The sequence below is a fragment of the Nitrospirota bacterium genome (genome assembly GCA_037386965.1).
GTDB lineage: Bacteria > Nitrospirota > Thermodesulfovibrionia > Thermodesulfovibrionales > JdFR-86 > JARRLN01.
The window spans coordinates 1-21,868 of record JARRLN010000059.1; the positions used below are offsets into that span (position 1 = coordinate 1).

The 21,868-nt window shown below is 62.4% G+C and carries 18 protein-coding genes and 1 pseudogene; 7 read left to right on the forward strand and 12 right to left on the reverse strand.

The window, feature by feature from the left end:
- Positions 1-472 precede the first annotated feature (472 nt).
- The gene (locus tag P8Y39_09320) at positions 473-1,585 is read right to left on the reverse strand and encodes a carboxymuconolactone decarboxylase family protein (GenBank protein ID MEJ2192528.1); all 1,113 of its coding nucleotides are present in this window, start codon (positions 1,583-1,585) and stop codon (positions 473-475) included.
- 93 nt (positions 1,586-1,678) lie between these two features.
- Positions 1,679-2,695, reverse strand: coding sequence for a zinc-dependent alcohol dehydrogenase family protein (locus tag P8Y39_09325; protein MEJ2192529.1), 1,017 nt, complete (start codon positions 2,693-2,695; stop codon positions 1,679-1,681).
- A 520-nt stretch (positions 2,696-3,215) separates the two neighbouring features.
- On the opposite strand from P8Y39_09325, the gene P8Y39_09330 reads away from it, so the two are divergent.
- Positions 3,216-4,160 (forward strand): AraC family transcriptional regulator, encoded by a 945-nt coding sequence (locus tag P8Y39_09330; protein ID MEJ2192530.1) that lies wholly within the window; start codon positions 3,216-3,218, stop codon positions 4,158-4,160.
- A 267-nt stretch (positions 4,161-4,427) separates the two neighbouring features.
- Here the strand turns inward: P8Y39_09330 and P8Y39_09335 are convergent, their stop codons facing one another.
- From P8Y39_09335 to P8Y39_09360, 6 genes are all read right to left on the reverse strand, one after another.
- Positions 4,428-4,826: a hypothetical protein gene (locus tag P8Y39_09335; GenBank protein ID MEJ2192531.1), complete on the reverse strand. Its 399-nt coding sequence runs from the start codon at positions 4,824-4,826 to the stop codon at positions 4,428-4,430.
- Positions 4,827-4,829: 3 nt separating this feature from the next.
- On the reverse strand, positions 4,830-7,163 hold the full coding sequence (locus P8Y39_09340; protein ID MEJ2192532.1) for a vitamin B12-dependent ribonucleotide reductase: 2,334 nt from the start codon (positions 7,161-7,163) through the stop codon (positions 4,830-4,832).
- Positions 7,164-7,181: 18 nt separating this feature from the next.
- Entirely contained in the window at positions 7,182-7,367 is a 186-nt protein-coding gene (locus P8Y39_09345) for a hypothetical protein (protein MEJ2192533.1), read from the reverse strand.
- Positions 7,368-7,664: 297 nt separating this feature from the next.
- Positions 7,665-9,014 (reverse strand): FAD-binding protein, encoded by a 1,350-nt coding sequence (locus P8Y39_09350; GenBank protein ID MEJ2192534.1) that lies wholly within the window; start codon positions 9,012-9,014, stop codon positions 7,665-7,667.
- 106 nt (positions 9,015-9,120) lie between these two features.
- Entirely contained in the window at positions 9,121-9,801 is a 681-nt protein-coding gene (gene yrfG / locus P8Y39_09355; protein ID MEJ2192535.1) for a GMP/IMP nucleotidase, read from the reverse strand.
- A 343-nt stretch (positions 9,802-10,144) separates the two neighbouring features.
- Complete coding sequence (locus P8Y39_09360; protein ID MEJ2192536.1) at positions 10,145-11,023, reverse strand: M28 family peptidase; 879 nt, start codon at positions 11,021-11,023, stop codon at positions 10,145-10,147.
- A 457-nt stretch (positions 11,024-11,480) separates the two neighbouring features.
- On the opposite strand from P8Y39_09360, the pseudogene P8Y39_09365 reads away from it, so the two are divergent.
- Both P8Y39_09365 and P8Y39_09370 read left to right on the forward strand, forming a co-directional pair.
- Positions 11,481-11,861 (forward strand): annotated as a pseudogene (locus P8Y39_09365) (heavy metal-responsive transcriptional regulator).
- A 78-nt stretch (positions 11,862-11,939) separates the two neighbouring features.
- Positions 11,940-12,203: a thioredoxin family protein gene (locus P8Y39_09370; GenBank protein MEJ2192537.1), complete on the forward strand. Its 264-nt coding sequence runs from the start codon at positions 11,940-11,942 to the stop codon at positions 12,201-12,203.
- A gap of 78 nt (positions 12,204-12,281) precedes the next feature.
- Here the strand turns inward: P8Y39_09370 and P8Y39_09375 are convergent, their stop codons facing one another.
- The 4 genes from P8Y39_09375 to P8Y39_09390 form a co-directional block, all read right to left on the reverse strand.
- Positions 12,282-12,713, reverse strand: coding sequence for a hypothetical protein (locus P8Y39_09375; protein ID MEJ2192538.1), 432 nt, complete (start codon positions 12,711-12,713; stop codon positions 12,282-12,284).
- Positions 12,714-13,197: 484 nt separating this feature from the next.
- Positions 13,198-14,928, reverse strand: coding sequence for an alpha-glucan family phosphorylase (glgP, locus tag P8Y39_09380; GenBank protein ID MEJ2192539.1), 1,731 nt, complete (start codon positions 14,926-14,928; stop codon positions 13,198-13,200).
- 376 nt (positions 14,929-15,304) lie between these two features.
- Entirely contained in the window at positions 15,305-15,538 is a 234-nt protein-coding gene (locus P8Y39_09385; GenBank protein ID MEJ2192540.1) for a hypothetical protein, read from the reverse strand.
- A 198-nt stretch (positions 15,539-15,736) separates the two neighbouring features.
- Positions 15,737-17,275 carry a sigma 54-interacting transcriptional regulator gene (locus P8Y39_09390; protein ID MEJ2192541.1) on the reverse strand — a complete coding sequence of 513 codons (1,539 nt, stop codon included), beginning with the start codon at positions 17,273-17,275 and terminating at the stop codon, positions 15,737-15,739.
- Positions 17,276-17,722: 447 nt separating this feature from the next.
- Between P8Y39_09390 and P8Y39_09395 the strand changes: the two genes are divergently transcribed.
- From P8Y39_09395 to P8Y39_09410, 4 genes are all read left to right on the forward strand, one after another.
- The gene (locus P8Y39_09395) at positions 17,723-19,240 is read left to right on the forward strand and encodes a NapC/NirT family cytochrome c (GenBank protein ID MEJ2192542.1); all 1,518 of its coding nucleotides are present in this window, start codon (positions 17,723-17,725) and stop codon (positions 19,238-19,240) included.
- Positions 19,241-19,527: 287 nt separating this feature from the next.
- Positions 19,528-20,103, forward strand: a complete 576-nt coding sequence (locus P8Y39_09400; protein MEJ2192543.1) for a hypothetical protein — start codon at positions 19,528-19,530, stop codon at positions 20,101-20,103.
- A complete protein-coding gene (locus P8Y39_09405) occupies positions 20,100-20,978 on the forward strand; it encodes a TIGR02757 family protein (protein MEJ2192544.1) in 879 nt (292 codons plus the stop codon). Before P8Y39_09400 ends, P8Y39_09405 begins: the two co-directional genes overlap by 4 nt.
- Positions 20,979-20,987: 9 nt before the next feature.
- The coding region (locus P8Y39_09410; GenBank protein ID MEJ2192545.1) for an FAD-binding protein at positions 20,988-21,868 on the forward strand (881 nt) is incomplete at its 3' end.

The window sequence follows — 21,868 nt, forward strand, 5'->3', positions numbered from 1 at the left end:
GACCGTCAGGAGAACCGTGGACTGCATCATCGCCGCGATATGCATGGAAAATAATTTGACCCTTTTTCACAAGGATGCCGACTTTGACCGCATCGAGGCGTGCGCCGGGCTGAGGGTGCTTAGGATATAAGCGTGACTGGCACGGCGTCATCCCCACCGTTATGGGATAGCAGAGGAAGACGCTGAGAAGAGAGGAGGGAGCCTGCTTATACTGGACAGGCGCAGTTGTTCGTTACACCTACAAGGAGTTAGGAATGTGCTCTATTGAAATTGTGGATTAGTGGTAGAAGTCTTCAAGCAAAGAGCCTTATACCAAGCGGAAGGCTGTGCCCTAATTAAGTACGGATGTACCCGGAATTGACCCCGTTACTCACATCGTTTACCCCGGTTTCTTGTATAGTTTTCTGATTTGTCAAGGATTTCCGACTAAGAGACCTTCTCTTTCCAGTCCACTGTTTGATTTCTTCTATAGCTACCGATCATATTGCTCGTCGCTGACATGCTCCATCCATTCGGCGGCCTTATCGTTGAGCGGTTCCTGAATTGCGATATGCGTCAGTGCAGAAGTTGCCGTTGCCCCGTGCCAATGTTTTACGCCCGGCGGAATCCGGACAACATCGCCTTCCCTGATCTCCTCGATTGGCCCGCCCCATTGCCGAACCCAGCCGGCACCGGCCGTCACGATCAGTATTTGCCCGAATGGATGGGTATGCCATGCAGTCCTGGCGCCGGGCTGGAAGGTCACGCGTCCGCCGGATGCGCGCAGTGGATCGTTTGCATCGAACAAGTAATCGATGCGCACGGAACCGGTAAAGTATTCGGCCGCTCCCTCGCTGGAAGGCTGCGAGCCGCTTCGCGAGACGCTGATCTTCTTCATGTTATCTTCCTCCTTTGTTGCTGCCTTAATGCCTGCACGAGGCATGACGCCATGCTGAGCCTGTCTGGTGCTCAGGACCCTAGCTAATATCTCATTGGCATTATCGGCTTCCTGCTTGCCAACCTTGGATTTAAGTACTGAAATGAAGTCCTTCATCTGCGCTTCGGTCAGTCCAGTATTCATCGCGGCGCCAAGATGGAACTGAAGCTGGCCTGCCGTACCTATCATGCTGGCAAGGGCCGAAATTGTCGCAAGTTCCCTGCTCTGGTAATCCAGGTTGTCGCGGACGAAAATGTCCGCAAAAAGATGTTCTTTCAGGAACGTGTCAATGACCGGCATGAACAGTTGATACCCGCTGGGAGGCGGAATTACTTCCTGCCCAGCAAGCCTTGCGCGGACCTTTGCGCCGTATTCATCCTTGTTCATGTTAGAAGGTATCGGGCTTGGTTCTTTGCCAGGCTCATCCTTGATGCCTTTCTGCCTGCGTTCTTCCAATACTCCCATAAAAGTATTGATGGCGTTCAAGCTGCGCGGGAACCCACAATAGGCGTACAACTGCACGAGGACTTCCTTAATTTCATTCATGGTCAAACCCGCGTCCAGCCCTTCGTTCAGAGCCGTTTTCAGTTTCTGGAGATCACCATTGGCGGTGAAGGCCGCGATGGTGACGATCTTTTCCTCCCTTGCGTTCAAACCTTCGTTTTTCATAGTCTTTGCCTCCGAAATGGTTGCAATGCTAAACATTGAGACAAGAATGCTTGACAGAATTATCGACCATATGCTCATTTGTGTCTCCTTAATTTATGGGCGCAGCAGCGTTTTGATTGCGCGCCGCTCGTCCATCGCACGATAGCCCTCCGCCACCTGGTCGAGGGGCAGGGTCAGGTCGAAGACCTTGCCGGGGTTTATCTTCCCGTTCCAGACCAGATCGATCAGTTCGGGCAGATAGCGGCGCACCGGGGCCGGGCCGCCGTGGAGACGGACGTGGGCGAAGAACAGCTCCTGGCCGTTCAGCTCTACCCCGTGCGGTACGCCCACGTAACCTATGTACCCGCCCGGACGGGTAGAACGGATAGCCTGCATCATCGACTCCTGGGTCCCTACGCACTCCAGCACCGAGTCAGCACCGATTCCGCCGGTCATCTCCTTGATGCGTTCCGCGCCCTCATTGCCGCGCTCAACTACGATGTCGGTCGCGCCGAATTCACGGGCGAGCTTCTGCCGAGACTCGTGTCGGCTCATGGCCATGATGCGCTTGGCACCCATCTGCCTGGCGGATAACACACTGAGGAGGCCCACGGCACCGTCACCGACGACCACTACTGTCTTGCCCGGTTTAACGTCGGCCGCGTCGGCGGCAAACCAGCCGGTGCCCATGACATCCGAGAGCGTCAACAAGCTCGGGACCATATCATCCGAGGGGACATCCGGGGTAGCCACGAGCGTGCCTTCCGCGAGAGGGACGCGCAGCACGGGTGCCTGGGCGCCGCCGACGAGTTCCCGGTGCTGGCAGGACGACTGATAGCCGATCTGGCAGTGGGGGCAGGTGTTGTCGGAAACGAAAAAGGAACCGATGACGAACTGACCAGGTTTCACCGACTTGATCGCACTTCCTACTTCCTCCACGATTCCGCAGTACTCATGCCCCATCGGGGTCGGCTCGGTGACCGGGCTGATGCCACGGTAAGGCCACAGGTCAGACCCGCAGACGGAGGTGGCCGCGATTCTGATAATTGCATCTGTTGGCTTGATTATCTTCGGCGCATTGCGCTCCTCGAAACGTAAGTCGCGCGCGCCATAGAGAACAGCTCCTTTCATGGTTTATCTCCTTTCTTGCCTGGTTAGGCCTTCATGGCTCACTCTTCTGTTTAACCAGGTACTTTTACTTATCGTTATATTTTTCTTCATTCTTCCTGGCTAGATGCCGGTCTTTTTGTCCAGTTCTCCTGAGGCGGTCTTCTCACTTATTCCGCTTGCCCCTGGCCAGGCAGGGGGGACAGGCCGTGCCCGCCAGTCAAGCTCGTTCCCAGGTTGGCACCAATGTCGCGACTATTGAGTAGCGTTTCGGGTGCCCGAGCGCCCTCCACGTGGATGCTTGCAAACCCATCGTCGACCTCTTTGATGTCCTCCATTTTTGCTCCCTTGTCTCGCTCTTCATCGCGAGGATTTCAGGTTCACATTTTCGGATGTTTCCTGCGCCCGATGATTTAATGATACTCCCGGTGGCAGGACAACCGGTAGACCAATCCTGCCTTATTCTTGCCAAAAAGTCCGAGATACTGAAATTTCTGTTGCGGCAGCTGGTTGGGTTTTGATAAGATGAAATTGGAGGACATATATGGAGAAGACGCATGTAAAAGAGGTAAACGCGACAGACAGCATGGCAAGTGCACGTGAAGCCCTTCGTAAGAGCATTGCCCGATTAGCCACCAAGGACGACCGGACCGAAACCAATGTCCCGGGCCTGACTTTCTATAGGAAGAGTAAAACGACAGAGCCATATAGCGGGATGTACCATCCCTGCATATGCGTAGCGGTACAGGGGGCTAAGCGCGCGGTGCTCGAGAGTAATGAATATGTATATGATGCTCAGAACTACTTGATAACTCCGATTAATCTGCCTACAGTCGTCCAGATATTAGAGGCGAGCCCGGAAAAACCTTACCTTGGGCTTGTATTAGACCTGGATCTGCGCACACTGGGAGAGTTGATGCTTGACATCGCCCTTCCTCAGCCCCAGATACAGCAGCAGAGACATGCTATGGCCACGGGCAGGCTCACGCCTGAGCTGCTCGATGCCTTTAAGCGGCTTGTTGACCTCCTTGACAAGCCCGGGGACATCCCCATACTTGCACCCATGATAAAAAGGGAAATATTTTACCGTATGCTTACGGGAGAACAGGGCACCCGCCTTCGCCAGATGGCCACGGCTGGCAGCCAGGGCAACAGGATAGCACAGGCGATCGATTGGTTGAAGGACCATTACACCCAGCCCCTTCGTATCGATGACCTCGCAGCGCAGGTAAATATGAGCACTTCTACATTCCACCACCATTTCAAGACGTTGACGACCATGAGCCCACTGCAGTACCAGAAATGGTTGCGTTTAAACGAAGCGCGGCGGTTAATGCTCACCGAAAATCGGGATGCAGGAGCCGCGGCATTTCAGGTCGGCTATGATAGCCCTTCCCAATTCAGCCGAGAGTACAGCCGTCTGTTCGGCACCCCGCCGCTGCGCGACATCACGAATTTGCGTCAAATGGCTGCTATGGAAAGTGCCTAAATCTGCTTGATTTGGCTTGACAAGAAAAACGTCTGGAATTCGGCATTATTAGTAAAGTAGGGATCTCCCATATTTCTCTGTGAATTTAAACTACAATTCTGCAGTTTTTCCACGCATCTGACCTTGAAGAGTTCAGGAAGAAGCCGAAACTTGTCCGCCACTTGTGGCGATGGCTCGGAGCGATAAACCCGGCATGATAAATCTTGAAGCGGCTTGGGGAGCAGTCCCTTTTTCAATCGACCTTGAAACGTTGCCAAAAGCAAGCCGCTAAGGCCCTTTCTTCAGGTCCCGGAGGGCTCTCTCCAGGAGGCTTTTGGCGGCCTCCACGCCGGTGCTCTGCTCCTCGCAGGCCTTCTGGTCCATGTACTCATTGACCGACTCCTCCACGAAGTGCACCCTGCGCGCCGTGTCGCGCTCGAAAACGAGGGCGCCCCGCCTGACCACGTGGTTCCTGAGGAAGGCCGGGGCCCCATTCAGGACCACCACGGGGGCGGAGGAGCCTTCCAGGTCCTCGAGCCACCCGGGACGGGCAGACCCGGAAAGAAGCACCCCCAGGGCCGCCCGCCGGGCGGAGGAGGAGTCACACTTCTTTCCGAAGAGGTAGAGCGCGGCGACCTCCTCCCTCACCCTCAGGGCATCCAGGGCTTTCCTTATCTCCTCATCCATGCCTCACCCGCACCTGGTAAACCCGCAGTCCCGGCAGACCGCACAGCCCCCCTCGTGCTCCACGGCGCCGCCGCACTCCGGGCAGGCGCCGATGAACGCTATCTCCACGTCATCCCTGCCGTTGCCGCCGTTGCCCTCCGCATCGGCCATGCGGAATTGCTCGATTGCCTTGGCTATGGCGTCTGAGCAGGAAAGGATTTGCCCCCCGGGCTCCCACATGGGCTGATGACACCGCACGCCCTTGAGCTGCTTGATTAGCTCGTCCGGGTCGATATTGGACCTCAGGGCAAGGGAAATGAGCCTTCCGATGGCCTCCGCCTGGCTGGCGGCGCAGCCCCCGGCCTTCCCCATGCTTGTAAACAGCTCGAAGATATTCCCGTCCTTGTCCTCGTTTATCGTGATATAGATGGTGCCGCAGCCGGTTTTCATCTGACGCGTGGTGCCCTTGATGACCCGGGGCCTTTTCCTCGGCACTATCTTCATCCGGCCCGAAGCGGATTCCTTTTTCCCCGCTACGGAGTCTTCGCCGTGGCCCTGGTCCGTCAGGTGTTTGTCGGCCCCGCCCTCTGCGGCCTCCGGACCCATGCCCGCGGCTTTTTCCGCCCTTTTCCCTTTGGTGAGCACCTGAGAATCCCTTGAGCCGTCCCTGTAGACCGTCACGCCCTTGCACCCGGATTCGTAGGCTTCCAAAAAGACGCTTTCCACGTCCTGCACCGACGCTTCGCTCGGAAAATTCACGGTCTTCGAAACGGCGTTGTCCACATGCTTCTGAAAGGCGGCCTGCATTCCCACGTGTTCCCAGGGCGAGACGTCGTGGGCGGTGACGAAGACGCGCTTGACGTCCTCGGGTATCTCCTCGAAATCGTTGATGCTCCCCTGCTCGGCGATGCGCTCCATGAGCTCCCGGCTCCAGAACCCCCGGTCCTTGGCGACCTCCTCGAACAGGGGGTTGACCTCGATGAGCTTCGTCCCCTCCATGACGTTGCGCACGTAGCTGACGGCAAACAGGGGCTCCACGCCCGAGGAGCACCCGGCGATGATGGACAGGGTGCCCGTGGGGGCGATGGTGGTGACGGTGGCGTTTCTGACCCGGACGCGCCCGTCGTAGACGCTCCCGGGGAAGTTGGCAAACACGCCCCGCTCCCCGGCCAGGGCGGCGGAGGCCCGGCGGCCCTCCTCCTGGATAAAGCCCATGACCTCCTCGGCCGTCCGGACCGCCTCGGAGGAGTTGTAGGGGATGCCCAGCCTGATGAGCATGTCCGCCCAGCCCATCACTCCCAGGCCTATCTTCCGGTTGGCCCGGGTCATCTCCTCTATCTTGGCCAGGGGATACCGGTTGGCGTCGATGACGTTGTCCAGAAAGTGCACCGCCCGGTGGGTGGCCTCCCGGAGCCTGGTCCAGTCCACCTCCGAGCCCCCGGCCTCCGTCTTCTTGAGCATGACGGCCAGGTTCAGGGAGCCCAGGTTGCAGGACTCGTAGGGCAGGAGGGGCTGCTCCCCGCAGGGGTTGGTGGACTCGATGGCCCCCTGCACGGGGGTGGGGTTGCACCTGTTGACCCCGTCCATGAAGACGATGCCCGGCTCCCCGTTCTTCCAGGCGTGCTCCACGATGAGCCCGAAGACCTCCCGGGCCTCCAGGGTGTCGGTGACCGCCCCGGTGCGGGGGCTTCGGAGCTGGTACGTGCGGCCCTCGGCGACCGCCCGCATGAACGCGTCGGTAAGGGCCACGGAGATGTTGAAGTTATTGAGCTTGGCGTTGTCGTCCTTGCAGGTGACGAACCTGATGATGTCGGGATGGTCCACCCGGAGCATCCCCATGTTGGCCCCCCTGCGGGTGCCCCCCTGCTTGACCGCCTCCGTGGCGGTGTCGAACACCGTCATGAAGGACACCGGCCCGGAGGAGATGCCCTTGGTGGAGCCCACCACGTCGCCGGCGGGCCGGAGACGGGAGAAGCTGAAGCCCGTGCCCCCGCCGGACTTGTGGATGATGGCGGCGTTCTTCACCGCATCGAAGATGCTCTCCATGGAGTCCTCCACGGGCAGGACGAAACACGCGCTGAGCTGCCCCAGCTTGCGCCCGGCATTCATCAGGGTGGGGCTGTTGGGTAGAAACTCCATGGAGGCCATCATCCCGTAGAAGACCTCTTCGAGCTCGCGGACCTCGTCCTCGCCCTTGCCGTACAGCTTGTCCGAGGCGGCTATGCACCCGGCCACCCTGCGGAAAAGCTCCTCGGGCTGCTCGACCACCTTCCCCTCCTGGTCCTTCTTCAGATAACGTGCCACGAGCACCTTCCGGGCATTGGGTGAAAGCGCAAGCTTGCCTCCGGTTGTCTCCATTCATCCTCCCATTGGAAATTATTTCTTGAAGTTCAAGGAATATCTGCGCCCGTCATCGTTTGCGGCCCTCTCAGCCTCCCGCCTCCTGTACCATGAGGCGAGCCTCTCCATCACGTCCTTGCCCTCCAGAGGGCAGCGCGCCGTGCAGAGATAGGTACACCTGAGACATCGGATCCACTCCCCAAGCCCCTCGCAGTCCTTCATGCCGCCTCCCCAAGACGAACAAGAATTTGTGTCCGCCACTGAAATTCATGACATTAAACCACAACATCTTGTGCAAGTCAATGGAAAAGTAACCCGGGTCACCAGATTCCTGCAAGCCCTTCCCGGAGAAGAGTTTTTCCTGTGAATTTCGTGTCAGCCGATTGTTGGGGGCACCAGGGGCACCAGTGCCCTTTTCTGTTCACTCCCGAAAGGTATTCGCCCAAACTGGGCCGGAAAAGAAGAAGTCTTTTATTATAAAGGAAAAACGCGGGGTTTTGCCATTCTCGCCGAAGCGGGTCAACCCGCGGGGCAGGGGAAGGCCCCGGGCTCTCCCTTGGGGGAGTCCGTCCGGTAATGGGCCCCCACGGACTCCTTCCGCTTGAGCGCCCCCCGGGTGATGAGCAGGGCGGTCTCGAGCATGTTCTTCAGCTCCAGCTCCCGGCGGGTGGCGTAGGTGTTGGTAAGGATGAACTCCCACAGGGCAAGCTCATCGAGGGCGTGCGTGAGGGATTCTCCGCAGCGGATGATGCCCACCTTCTCCCACATGAGCCTCCGGAGCCTTCCCCGTATCTCGTCGTGCTGGGGGATTGTGCGCACCGGGGCGGACAGCTCCAGGGGCGGCTCGGGCGCCGTGGCATTGGACTTCACCGCCGAGGCCCCGGCCCGGGCGCCGTAGACCAGGCCCTCCAGGAGGCTGTTGCTGGCCAGGCGGTTGGCCCCGTGGATGCCGGTGCAGGCGACCTCGCCGGCGGCCAGGAGGCCCTGCGCCGTGGTGGCCCCCTGGGTGTCGGTGCGCACCCCGCCCATCATGTAATGGGCGGCGGGGCTTACGGGGATGAGGTCGCCGGTGATGTCCACGTCGTAGGTGAGGCAGGTGGAGTAGATGCGGGGAAAGCGCTCCTTTACGAAGCCCGCGTCGTGGTGCCTGAGGTCCAGGTACACATGGCTCGTCCTGGTGCTGGGATGAAACTGGACGAACTCCATGTGCTTCATCTCCGCCCCCGCCCGGTGGGCCGCGGCCATCCCGTCGGCGGTGGCCACCGGCGGGTTGGTGGTTATGGAGTAGATCTGCCCCCCGCCCCCGGTGGCAAGGACGGTGGCCCGGGCCAGGACGGCCCGCACCTTCCGGTCCCTGAGGACGTACGCCCCCAGGCACACCCCGCGGGAGACGACCAGGTCCACGAGCATGGCAAAGGGATACCGCCGCACGGTGGAGAAGGTGCTGGCCTTCCCGATGAGGACCCTCACCAGCTCCCGCCCGGTGGCGTCCCCGTGGGCGTGAAGCACGCGCTTGCGCGAGTGGGCGGCCTCCAGGGTGAAGGCCAGCTTGGTCCCCTCCCGGTCGAACTCGGCCCCCCAGGAGATGAGCTCCTGGATGCGCCCGGGCCCCTCCTCCACCAGGATGCGGACGGCCTCCTCGTCCGAGAGGCCCGCCCCCGCCCTGATGGTGTCCCGGTAGTGGATTCCCACCCGGTCCTCGTCCGAGAGGGCCACGGCCACCCCGCCCTGGGCGTACTCCGAGGAGCTTTCGGTGGGAATGTCCTTGGTCACCACGAGGACCTCCCCATGGGGGGCAAGCTCGATGGCCGCCCTCAGGCCGGCCACCCCGCCCCCTATGACCAGGAAATCGACATATTCCTTCTGCACGTTTACCCCCGCCTGAAGGAGGAAGAAGCCCCCGGGGTCACGGACCCCTTTTTGACCTCCACCTGCACGGTGTCCGTCCTTTCATGGGTATAAAGCATTTTCGACGTTACGTCGCTGCGGGCCGAGCCCGAGAAGCCAGAAGCTCGTTAAAGTCCCGGATGAAGGGGAACTCCGCGGACACCCGGGGGCCCTCCCGGGAGCTGGCCCGGCCCTTCAAAAGGAGATACCTGACACCATAGTCCCGGGCCGCGCGAAGGATGGTCTCGCTGTCGTCGACGAAGAGGGAGCGCTCCTTCTGGAAACCCACCCTCTTCTCCGCCCGCCGCCAGAACTCCTGTTGCTCCTTGGGGGCGCCTATCTCGTTGGAGGTGACGACCGAGTCGAAGTAATGCCCGATGCCGGTCTTTCGAAACTTGAGGTCCACGGACTTGTAATGGGCGTTGGTCAGAAGATGGACGTGCTTGCCCTCGCGCTTCATCGCCGCGAGGAAATTCTCCACGTGGGGGTGCACCTCGATGAGGTGGCGAATCTGCTCCTTGAGGGCGGGAATGTCCAGGTCGAGCTCCCGGCTCCAGAAATCCACGTCCGTCCACTTGAGCGTCCTCTCGTGCCGCCTGTAGGTGGAAAGCAGTATCTCCCTGGCCCGGCCGAAGGTCATGTCGTGCTTCTCGGCATACCTCTCGGGGACCAGGTGCTCCCAGAAATAGTCGTCGAAGTAGCGGTCCAGAAGAGTGCCGTCCAGGTCCAGAAGTATCCAGTCTATCTCCCGAAGAGGAATCTCCTTCACTGTTTTCCCCCGAAGGCATGGAATTTCCTATTTTAAAACCTCCACGCCCCAAAGGCAACGGCGCAGGCGCGGCCTGCAGCGGCAGGCTCGGCCTGCCCCGGCTTAACATTGAAATGTCTTTCGTCATTGATAAGGAAAGCGAACCGTCAAGGTTGTTAAAGAGGGGTCCGTGACCCCAGGCTCGGCCTGCCCCGGCTTAACATTGAAATGTCTTTCGCCATTGATAAGGAAAGCGAACCGTCAAGGTTGTTAAAGAGGGGTCCGTGACCCCAGGCTCGGCCTGCTGCGATTTAACATCGAAATGCCTTTAGCCCTTGAAAAGACCATACTGGTTACAACGGGTTTAAAAAGGGGGTTGGCCCCCCTCGAAGGCTTTGTAGAGGCCCCGCACCACCTCGGCCATACGGGCGTAGTCCAGTGTATCGGGCGTGTCCCCCGGGGCATGGTAATAGGGGTTGCGGTAAAAGGCGGTGTCGGTCACCATGAAGGCCCTGTAGCCGTTCTTCCAGAAGGAGTAGTGGTCGGAGAAATCCACCCCGGGGACGGCCCGGACGGCGTTCAGGCATTCGGCGGGCAGGGCGCAGTGCTCGGCGAAGAGGGCCTTCATCTGCCTGGTGAAGCGCCGGGAGGCCACGTCCCCCACGAAGGCGATGAAGTCCCCCTGCCGGGGAAAGAAGAGCCTGAAGAGCCGGAGGGGATAGAACTGGCAGCCCTTCAGGTGGCAGTAATACCCTATCATCTCCAGCGATACCATCCCCAGGACCGGGGCCGCCTCTTCCCTGAGGCTTTGGGCGTAGGCCATGCTCCCCATCCGGCTTGAGCGAAAGACCGGCGGCTCCTCGAGAGAGAACCCCACAAAGCGCATGGCCCTTCGGAGGGGCCGCTCCGCCGTCAGGCGGGCCAGCTCCAGCATGCCCGCCACCCCGCTTGCGTTGTCGTCGGCCCCCGGTGAGCCCTGGACGGTGTCGTAATGGGCCCCCACCACGTAGAACCCCTCCCCGGCCGGAAGCTCGCCCGGCGCCTCCCCGATGACGTTATAAAACGTCTGCTTGCCGTAGCGGAAGGGCTGCCGCGTGACCTGGAGGCCCACGGCTCGCATCGCCTCCTCGATGTAATCCGCAGCCCGGTCGAGCCTGCCGGGAAGGTCGTAGCTCCGCACCCCCACCTCCCCGGCCAGGAACCGTACGTGCGCCTCCAGGCGGCTCTGCAGTTCGTCAGCCATGCCTCCATGATAATGAAGACAGCACCTCCGGGTCCAGACCTTTTTAAACTCGCCATAGCCAGTGACTTCCTTGTCAACGGCAACGGACATCCCGATGTTAAATCGCAGCAGGCCGAGCCCGGGGTCACGGACCCCTTTTTTAAACCCGTTGTAACCAGTGCCGCCCCTTTCAACGGTGAAGGGCTTACCGGTGTCAGGTTGGTGCAGGCCGAGCCTGCGGGTCACGGACCCCCTTTTTAACTCGTTGTAACCAGTGCCGTCCCTTTCAACGGTGAAGGGCTTACCGGTGTCAGGTCGATGCAGGCCGAGCCTGCCGGGGGCCAGCCCCTTTTTAACTCCCACCTGCACGGTGTCTTCCCCTTCAAAGGCGAAGGACATTTCAATGTTAAGTCGCTGGGCCCGTGGCCCCTTGACTCTGGAGTGGGGTACGGGGTTTATACTGGAGTTAGGAGGAGAGATGAGGATAGGGGAGCTGGCCAGAGGGGCAGGCGTGAACGTGGAGACCATCCGCTTTTACGAGCGCAGGGGGCTTATCCCCAGGCCCCCGCGCAGGGAGTCCGGCTACAGGGTCTATGGCGAGGAGCACCTCCGGCGGCTGCATTTCATCCGCAGGGCCAAGGACCTGGGGTTCAGCCTGGAGGAGGTCCGCGAGCTGCTGGCCCTGCGCGCGGCCCCGGGTGTCTCCTGTGCCCGGATAAAGCAGCAGGCCGGGGAGAAGCTGGCCGACATCGAGGGGAAGCTCGAGACCCTGGAGAGGATGCGTGACGTCCTGGCCCGGTTGGTCAAGGAATGCCGGGGCCGGGGGCCCCTCGAGGACTGCCCCATCCTGGCGGCCCTGGAGGGGCCGGGGGGAAGAAGGCTCAAGGAAAAAGGGAGGAGGGCCGGAGATACGGACCCTCCGGAAAGGAGAGGGAAGATGAGTGCGAAGCGGACCATCGAGGTATTCAGCGCGGGCTGTCCGGTCTGCCAAGAGACGGTGGCCGAGGTGAGGCGGGCCGCCTGCCCCTCCTGCGAGGTGACCGTCCTGGACATGAAGGACCCCGCGGTGGCCGACCGCGCCCGCGCCCTGGGGGTGCGCTCCGTTCCTGCGGTGGCCATTGACGGCAAGCTTGCCGGCTGCTGCGCGGGCCGGGGCGTGGACATCGAGACCCTCAAAAAAGAGGGCCTCGGCAGGCCCTGAGGCACCCCGCATGAACGCGAGGGGCTCTTCTCGGAAGAGCCCTCGCCTGATGTTACGGGGGTGTGAGGGCCGCCGGGCTCAGTACCCGCCCTTTTTCTCCATCGTGCCGAAGCCCTCGGGGTTTACCACGTACCAGGAGTCTCCCAGCCCTTCCCCTTTTGTGTCACCGGGCCCACCGTCGCCGGAATAGTAGTAAAGCGGATACCCCCGGAAGGTTGTCTGCATCTCTCCGTCGGACCGGGTGATGGTGCCGAAGTCGTCTTTCGCAAGTCCCTCGCCCACGGAGGGGTCCTCCCCGGCATAGAAGACGGGCCAGTTATACAGGCAGCCGCCGGTGCAGTTGCTCTGACCCGGCTCGTCCTTCTTGAAGTAGTACAGGGTCATCCCTTTCCCGTCGGTGAGGTACTTGCCAAGGTCCGGCTTGTCCTTCACCATGATGTCCGCCGCCAGGGCGGTGCCCGCAACCATGAACACCAACACAACCACGGCAGCCAGTACCTTCGTCTTCATCGTGCCCTCCTTCTCGGGGGATTTCCTCCCCTTCTCGCGCAGTCCGTGCCCTGCATTCGATGCGTGTGTCCGCCTCCGGCCAGTCCGGCGGGCATCTCCCATACTCTCATTTTAGAGTGAAAGGGCGGGCTGTCAACTGAAATGAGGAGGCCTGCGGCGAGGACCGGCACCCCCGCCGGCAAGGGAGGGTGCCGAACCTCTCGCCCTCGGAGGCCGAGAAATCAGGCTCCGCGGCCATCCCCGGAAAGCCCCCCGGCAGGAATCCCCTTTCTCCGGACGAAGGTTTTGATTCTTCTCGCTTTTTGCCCTGCGTAAAAACTGAGCACGCCCGGAGGATTGCCTTCCCGTTCCGCTACGGTGCCCGCGGAGGCAGATTTCATAACAGATTATGAACACGTTGCCAACAAAAGGCGTTCATAAGAAGGTGGCGGAAGTATGCCAAAAAAGCACAGTGGAAGGGCTCTGCCGCTTCCGGACGGCCAGGCTACCTGATATAGGCTTCCGTCACGTAGCGGCGCATCATCCGGTGGGAGTTGAAATAGTAGGCGTTCTTGCCGATGGCGTTCTGCATCATCCGTATCCAGGTACAGCGTTCGTCGTAGTACGTGGGGATGATGAGCTTTTCGAGCTTCTCATACAGGTCGTCGGCGTCGCCCTTGTCGCTTGAGGCCCCCAGGGTGGTCTCGGTGGGGGCGGGCCCTATGGACCAGCCGGTGTAGCCCTCTATGTGGCCCTCTATCCACCAGCCGTCCAGGACGCTGAAATTCAGCACCCCGTTATGGGCCGCCTTCATCCCCGAGGTCCCGGAGGCCTCGTGGGGGCGCAGGGGGGTGTTGAGCCAGACGTCCACCCCGCTTACCAGCTCCAGGGCGAGCCGCATGTCGTAGCCCGGCAGGTAGACGACCTTCACCCTGCCCTCCAGCTCCTCGGCGCTCTCGAAGACCTGCTTGATGGTCTCCTTGCCGGGGATGTCCTTGGGATGGGCCTTGCCCGCGAAGATGAACTGCACCTTCCCCCCGGCGATGCGGGCCAGGCGCTCCACGTCCCAGAACAAGAGGTGCGCCCGCTTATAGGCCGTGGCCCTCCGGGCAAAGCCCACGGTGAGGGTCTCGCTGTCCAGGTCCTCCCCCGTGGCGGCGTTGACCATGTCTATGAGCTTCCGTTTGCACTCCATGTGGGCTGCCCAGAGCTCGTCGTCGGGGATGCGGCCCACGCGGACGAAGAGCTCCGGCTCGTTCGCCCAGCTCGGCAGGTACCGGTCGAAGAGGCGCTTCAGGGGGTCCGCGGTCCAGGTATAGGAATGCACGCCGTTGGTGACCGAGAAGATCTCGTAGCCGGGGAACATGGTGCGGGAGACGTCCCGGTGCTTCTTGGCCACTCCGTTGACGTACTCGCAGAGGTTCAGGCCCAGCAGGGTCATGTTCAGCTTCTCCTGCCCGCCCAGGCGCTTCAGGATATGAAGCGGCAGGATATCGGGCAGGACCTTCTGGATAAGGCCATAGGGGAACTGGTCATGGCCCGCCGCCACGGGCGTGTGCGTGGTGAAGACGCAGAGCTCCCGGATGCGGTTGACGTCCCAGACCAGGTCCTCGTCCCAGACCTCCTCGATGTCGCGCTTGTACTCCCTGAGAAGCTCCACGGTAAGGAGGCTGGCGTGCCCCTCGTTCATGTGGTATTTCCTGATCTGGAAGTCCAGCTCCCGGAGCATGCGCACCCCGCCGATGCCCAGGACCGCCTCCTGCACGAGCCTGTAGCGCTGGTCTCCGCCGTAGAGGTAGTGGGTAATCTGCCGGTCCTCGGGGCTGTTTTCGGGCATGTCGGTGTCCAGGAAGAAGATGGGGACCTTCCCCCCGGTGATGCTCTCCTGCACGTACATCCACGCCTGCACGAGCACCTGCCGGCCCTCTATCTGCACCGCGACGCGCCCGGGCATGAGTGTGGTGAAGCGCTCCGGGTCCCACGGGGCGCTCCTCTCCCCCTGGGTGCCGTCGGGCTCCAGCTCCTGCTTGAAGTAGCCCATCCTGTGCACAAGGGTGACGGCCACCATGGGTAGCTTCAGGTCCGCCGCCGAGCGGATGGTATCGCCGGCCAGCACGCCCAGGCCTCCGCTGTAGGTGGGCATGTCGTTCAGGAGGCCTATCTCCATGGAGAAGTAGGCTATCTTGGGCTCCCTGACGAACTGGGCAAGCTCAGCCATGCGCATGTTTGTGGGCATGAATCGTTACTCCCGAAGAACGGATTTCGGGGGCCACGGCCCCTGCGACCTGCCACGGCCCCTCCGGTTCACCGTGAAGACCCGGCCGGTCTTCCGGCCGGTCCGGGCCGCATCGTCTTCAAATCGCTCCGGGCCACGCCCGGGGTCACGGACCCTTTTTAATTCGCCCTGGGCGGTGACTTTCCTTTCAAAGGCGAAAGACGTTTTAATGTTCGGTCGCTGCGGGCCGAGCCCGCCCGCGCCCGGTGACCACATGATATCAGCCGCCGCACTCCGCTGGCAAGGGACGCTTCAGCGATGACGTGCACAGGCGACGCTTTTCCGGGCCTGGTGCGAGCAGCTCACAGGGGGCGATGCAAGAACATCCATGTGTGCGTCAGCGCGCCAGGACAACGACGACCACGGCCGGCATCATCATGACAAGCGCGCTCAAAACCCACCAATACGTATGAGGCTCGGAGCGAGTCCTTCCCACGACCGCCCTCATGGAAGCGCCCAATGAGCCCAGGGCGCCAACAATGGCTATCCCCACCGCAAGCAGTCCGCGATTCCGACATCCCAGAACGTCAACCGGCATCGAGGCCACCAGGAGGAATGCGGCCGGTATCACGGAGGGAACAACCACGTAACGGAAAAGGTGTCTCCCGGGCGCTCCGAAAAGGCGGCCGATTCCCTGTTCTCTCACATCATTATTAACCCCAAGAAGGGAACAGGACGTCTGTGTCCTCCATCACATGGGCCATACCTGGCCGCGATGGGGAACACTCCAATGGGCATTGTCCGAAGGGCCCGGGGCGGAGGAGAAGAGTTATCCGGCCAGCTTTATCCCGTACTTCTTGATCCTGTAGCCCATCTGCCGCTGGGTGATGCCCAGCGCGGCGGCGGCCCGCTGCTGCACGTAACCGTTCTCGGCCAGGGCCCGGAGGATGCGCTCCCGCTCGAGGCTCACCACCTCGGAGGTGAGGGACTGCTTCCGCCCGGGAGCGGGCGTGAGGGGCTCGGCCAGGGCCGGGTCGGTCATGCCGTAGGGGAGGTCCTCCACATCCAGGGTCTCCCGCTCGCTCATGATGACCATCCGCTCCAGGGTGTTGGCCAGCTCCCGGACGTTGCCCGGCCAGGCGTAGCCGGCCAGGGCCTCCATGGCCTCCTCGCTCAGGGCGGCCCGCTTTCCGTAGGCCTTTCCGTAGCGCTCCAGGTAATGGTTCACCAGCAGGGGGATGTCGGTCTTCCGCTCCCTCAGGGGCGGCAGCACCAAGGGCACGACGTTGAGCCTCCAGTAGAGGTCCTCCCTGAAAGCGCCCCTGCGGACTTCGCCGGAGAGGTCGCGGTTGGTGGCCGTGATGACCCGGACGTCGGCCCTGATGGGGTGGGAGCTTCCCACCCGCTCGAAGGTGCGCTCCTGGAGCACCCGGAGGAGCTTGCCCTGCACGGCCAGGGGCAGCTCCCCTATCTCGTCCAGGAAGATGGAGCCGCCCCGGGCCGCCTCGAACCTGCCCGCCCGGCGCGTGGTGGCCCCGGTGAACGCCCCCTTCTCGGCCCCGAAGAGCTCCGCCTCCAGGAGGCTCTCCGGCAGGGCGGCACAGTTGACCGGGACGAAGGGCCCCCGGGCCCGCCTGCTCTGGAAGTGCAGCGTCCTGGCGATAAGCTCCTTGCCGGTCCCGGACTCTCCCAGCAGAAGCACCGTGGCCATGGTGTCGGCCACCTTGAGGGCGCTCTTCAGGACCGAGCGGAACCTGTCGGACTCCCCCACGATGTTGGGGGCGCTGTAGCGGTCCTTCAACTGCGAGCGTAGCGCCTCCTTCTCCTGCTCGGTCCTCCGGTACGCCCCCCAGAGCTTGACGAACTGGGCGATGAGCGAGCTTACGATGGCCAGGACGCGGAGGTCGTCGTCCAGGCCCCCGCTCTCCCGGGCGTAGATGCGGTCCACGCTGATGACCCCCAGGGTCTGCCCCTCTATCCGGATGGGCACGCAGATGAAGGAGACCCCCTCCTTCGTGGGCCGGGAGCCCGTGCGGTTGAGGAAGGCCGGCTCGGAGCCGATGTCCGGGACGAACATGGGCTTTCCGGTCTCGATGACCCTCCCCACGATGCCCTCCCCGATGCGGTACTTCCCCTTCCTGACGGCCTCCCGGGTCAGGCCGTGGGCCGCGGCGATGCGGAGCTCCTCGCTCAGGGGGTCGAGGAGAAAGACGCACCCCCGCTGCATGTCCAGCTGCCGGCTCAGGATGTCCATGGCCCGGGAGAGGTTCACTTCCAGGTCGAAGCTCTCGGTGAGGACCCTGCTGACCTCGAGCACGGCGGTCAGCTCCCGGTTCTTCTTCTCGGGCATGGGATGCTCTTTCGTCACGGGTCGCACTCCTTTTCCCGACTGTGGCAGTCGGCAACCTATTGCCGTTATGATAGGACAAAAATGTAGGCCCTGTCAACAAGGGATGGGGGCGGGGGGACGGGCCGGGACGGAGCGCTACAGGGCGCCTGCCGGGGCCACGCTTAGCGCGTAAAGGCCGATGGAAGTGGATTTCACTACGGGGCGCGCGTATTGGAAAAAACGCACCTGTTGAAGATTTCATTCAGGACTGATGCGATGCCGAACGTTCCGCCAGCGAGAAGCAAAGCCACAAATCCGCCGAACCTCTTTCAGCTGACAGGTTGGACAGCCTTTTGACACCCCTTTTCTTTGGTGCTAATTTCTACTCATGTCCAGAGGAGGGAAACGAAGCGACACGTCGTCTCCGTGTGGAAAACGGCCTCGTGCCTCCCTTGCGACCTCGTCCGGGCCGCTTGGTTTAAGCCAGTGAGAGAAAGAAAGCTTCCAAAATCGGTCCATAACTGGGTGAGCCTTGCCGGGGCGGTGGTGGCCGTCGTCTCGGGCGCGATAATACTTTTTCTTCTCGTCATCAATTTCCTGGCGTCCATAACAAACCCCTACCTCGGCATCCTGCTGTACCTGGTCCTGCCGTTGGCGCTGGTGGCCGGCCTCCTGCTGATACCTCTCGGCATGTACGTCCGGTGGCGGTCGCTTCAGAAGAGGGGCGAGGTGATCCGCCTCAAGTGGCCTTCCATAGACCTGAACAAGCCCCGCCACCGAAACGCCTCGCTCGTGTTTTTGCTGGGCACGCTCGCTTTCGTGCTGATGAGCTCGGTGGGCATATACCAGGCGTATCAGTTTTCGGACTCGGTGACCTTTTGCGGGACGACCTGCCACACGATCATGAAGCCGGAGTACACCACGTACCAGCATTCCCCGCACGCCCGGGTAAAGTGCGTGGCCTGCCACATAGGGCCGGGTGCGGGGTGGTACGCGAGGTCGAAGCTTTCGGGGCTTTATCAGGTCTACGCGACAATCGCAAACACCTACCCGAGGCCGATACCAAACCCCATCAAATACCTGAGGCCCCTTCAGGAGGAATGCCTCAGCTGCCACTGGCCCGCGAAGTTCTTCGGGGCCATGGAGCGGCATCTCGACCACTATCTCTATGACAAGCCCAACACCCCCTGGCCCCTCGTCATGCTCCTGAAGGTCGGCGGCGGAAGGCCGGGCACGTTCCGCAGACAGGGCATTCACTGGCATACGAGCCCGGAGATAAGGGTCGAGTACATCGCCACCGACAAGCTCAGGCAGAACATACCCTGGGTCAGGGTAACGGACCTCGGGACCGGAAAGTCCATCGTATACCGGGAAACCGGCAGCAAGCTCTCGAAGGAGGAACCCGCCCGGGCCCAGGCCGCCCGCGTGATGGACTGCATCGACTGCCACAACCACCCGAGCCACACATTCCACAGCCCCGACTACGAAATCGACATGGCCATCTCAAACGGCGGCATAGACCGTGGCATCCCCGAAATCAAGCGGGTCGCCGTCAAGGCGATGGAAAAGGAATATCCCTCGGCTGACGAAGCCGCAGGCCGCATCGAAAACGCCATCACGGGCTTTTACAGGGAAAGCTACCCGCAGTTCTTTTCGAAACACCAACCCCTCATAGCCAATGCCGTCAAGGCCGTCCAGGCCGCCTTTTCCAATTCCGTGTTTCCCTCTATGAGGGCCAGGTGGACGAACTACCCCGACAACACGGCGCACTTCATCTCCCGCGGCTGCATGCGTTGCCACGACGGACGCCACAAGAGCGCCGCCGGCACGACCATCCCCAACGACTGCCGCACCTGCCACGTGATACTTCAGCAGGGCTCGGGGCGCCGCATGGAGCAGGCCTCGGACTTTGAGGAGGGCCTCGACTTCAGGCACCCGGTCGACATAGGGGGCCTCTGGAAGGGCGGGGTCTGCTACGAATGCCACAGCGGCACGGAGCCCTGATGGGCCGCGCCGCCTGCGCCGTCCTGCCACCGCCGCACTCTCAGGGGTAGAGAACCGCCGTCCTTCCAGCTACTTCGGAGTGATGCCGCACAGTCATCAGAACGTGAAAGGCTGCAGTCTAAAGCATCAACTTCGCTCTAAACCCAAGCGGTTTTCAGACCTCCTGAACGAACCCTCCCTGAGGCTTCGCGGTCCTCCGAAAGCCCCCTCCCTCTGGACAGCCTCCGGAGCTCTCCATTATAGTAGAGGGGCCGCTGGCCTTTAGTCCCGAGCCTCCGAGGTGAGCCGTGAAAAAGCATTTCCTGAGCGTGGAGGACTTCAAGAGGTACATCCCCCGGGTGAAGTGCATCAACCTTTTTCACTACAATCTCATCGGCACCCCGAAGCTCGAAGAAGTAAGCCGCGTGGAGAAGCTTCGCTACGAGGAGCCCGCCGAGCTTGAAAGCCTCCAGGACGACAAGCTCGCCTGGTACGTCAACGACCGGGACGAGCCCGTCTCCTGGAACGCCGAGCACGCCCGCAACCTCGCCGTGGGGGAGCAGGCCTCGCGCCTTCTGGCGCGGCCCGAGGCCATGGAGGGGCACATCCGGGACATGGTGGACTCCCTGAGGGGGGGCCTCACCAACACCCTGGAGCTTGTGAGCGTGTACGATACCATTCTTCGGGAGCGGGTCATCGTGGACGGCTTGGTGCGCGCGGTGGCTCTTTTGTATCTCTACAGGGCCGAGCCCGAGACGGTCCAGCGCCTTTTCCGCTCGGAGTACGAGATATGCTCCGTCGTCTACACCTCCCCGGCGGGCTCCCTTCTGTTCCCCTGCGACTTCATAAACATCCTCAGGGAGTACGACTCCGGAAGCCGGTGAGAAGAAAGGCCCGGCTCGGGGAAACCCTGGAGCAGCTCTACCGCACCTACGATTTCGCCGGGCGGCTCCGCCACGACCCCATCCAGGTGCCCCGCCGCTACCGGAGGGCGGAGGACGCCGAGGTGGCGGGCTTCATCGCCGCCGCGCTGGCCTACGGGCGGGTGGGCCTTTTCCTTCCGGTGATAGAGGGGATTCTCCACCCCCTGGGGGACCGGCCCGCCCGGAGCCTCAGGGAAATGGACGTGCCGGCCGCGGCCCGGAGGTTCGAGGGCCTCGCCTATCGCTTTCAGAAGGAGCGCGACATCCTGGCCTTCCTCCATGTCCTCTCGGTCCTCCTCCGGCGGTACTACACCTTGAAGGCGGCCTTCCTCCGGCACTGGAGCCCCGGGCACCAGGACACCGGAGCAGCCCTCACGGGCTTCATGGCAGAGGCCGCCGCGGTGGACACCTCCCCCGTCTACGGAAGCCCGATAAGGCCCGGCGGCCTTGCTTACCTCTTCCCCTCCCCCCGCACGGGGAGCGCGTGCAAGAGGCCCAATCTGTTCCTTCGATGGATGGTCCGGGACCGGGACACGGACCTGGGCCTTTGGACGGAGATTCCCAAGAGCAGGCTCGTCATCCCCCTGGACACCCACATCGGGCGGGTGGCCCGGTGCCTGGGCCTCACGCGCCGGCGCGGGAACGACTGGCCGGCAGCGGTGGAGATAACCGCCGCCTTGCGGGCCCTGGACCCCGAGGACCCCTTGAAGTACGACTTCGCCCTCTGCCACCGGGGCATCGCCGGCCTGTGCCGGGGAAGGGACGAGCCGGCCTGCCGCGCGTGCGCCCTGAAGCGGGCGGCCCGGGATGACGCCCCCCGCGGGGCTGTGGGATAATAGGAAGTCATGGAGCTTGAAGGCATCGAGATATCCACGGAGGACGCGGACCTCCTGTGCTACGGCTTCGACGCCTCGGGCATGGAGGGGCGGGCCTCCATGGTGGCCTGGCCCAAGAGCGCCGAGGAGGTCTCGCGCCTTCTCCTTTACGCCGCCTCCCGCGAGATGCCGGTGGTCCCCAGGGGCGCGGGGACGGGCATGACCGCGGGGGCCGTGCCCTCGCGCGGGGGCATTGTGCTTAGTTTCGAAAAGATGGACCGCATCCTCCAGGTGGACACCGCCAACCTCGCCTGCACCGTGGAGCCCGGTGTTGTCAACGCCCGCCTTCAGCAAGAGCTTGCCGCCCACGGGTTTTTCTACCCCCCGGACCCGGCGAGCCTGCACGTCTGCACCATCGGGGGCAACGTGGCCGAGAACGCCGGGGGCCCCCGCGCCCTGAAGTACGGGGTCACCAGGGACTACGTCATGGGGCTCGAGGCGGTCCTGCCCACCGGCGAGACCATCACCACCGGCGTGCGCACCCACAAGGGCGTGGTGGGCTACGACCTCACCCGCCTCCTGGTGGGCTCGGAAGGCACCCTTGCGGTGGTAACGAAGATACGGCTCAAGATACTCCCGGAGCCCCCCGCGGTGACCACGCTCCTGGCCTCCTTTGCCGACGTAGAGGGGGCCGGCCGGGCCGTCTCGGCCATCATCGCCGCCAAGGTCATCCCCCGCACCCTGGAGTTCATGGACCGGGAGGCCATCGCCGCCGTGGAGGGCTTCAAGCCCACGGGGCTTCCCGTGGGAGCGGAGGCCCTGCTCCTTGTGGAGATGGACGGCCACCCCCGGGCCGTGGAGGAGGAGGGCACCAGGGCCATAGACATCCTCTCGGAGCACGGCGCCCAGGT

Bases quoted from the DNA above. Each gene is read 5' to 3' on its own strand.
- P8Y39_09345 (MEJ2192533.1), bottom strand. From the start codon at position 7,367: ATGAAGGACTGCGAGGGGCTTGGGGAGTGGATCCGATGTCTCAGGTGT.
- P8Y39_09325 (MEJ2192529.1), bottom strand. From the start codon at position 2,695: ATGAAAGGAGCTGTTCTCTATGGCGCGCGCGACTTACGTTTCGAGGAG.
- P8Y39_09330 (MEJ2192530.1), top strand. From the start codon at position 3,216: ATGGAGAAGACGCATGTAAAAGAGGTAAACGCGACAGACAGCATGGCA.
- P8Y39_09375 (MEJ2192538.1), bottom strand. From the start codon at position 12,713: ATGAAGACGAAGGTACTGGCTGCCGTGGTTGTGTTGGTGTTCATGGTT.
- P8Y39_09360 (MEJ2192536.1), bottom strand. From the start codon at position 11,023: ATGGCTGACGAACTGCAGAGCCGCCTGGAGGCGCACGTACGGTTCCTG.
- glgP (MEJ2192539.1), bottom strand. From the start codon at position 14,928: ATGCCCACAAACATGCGCATGGCTGAGCTTGCCCAGTTCGTCAGGGAG.
- P8Y39_09320 (MEJ2192528.1), bottom strand. From the start codon at position 1,585: ATGAAAAACGAAGGTTTGAACGCAAGGGAGGAAAAGATCGTCACCATC.
- P8Y39_09370 (MEJ2192537.1), top strand. From the start codon at position 11,940: ATGAGTGCGAAGCGGACCATCGAGGTATTCAGCGCGGGCTGTCCGGTC.
- P8Y39_09340 (MEJ2192532.1), bottom strand. From the start codon at position 7,163: ATGGAGACAACCGGAGGCAAGCTTGCGCTTTCACCCAATGCCCGGAAG.
- P8Y39_09335 (MEJ2192531.1), bottom strand. From the start codon at position 4,826: ATGGATGAGGAGATAAGGAAAGCCCTGGATGCCCTGAGGGTGAGGGAG.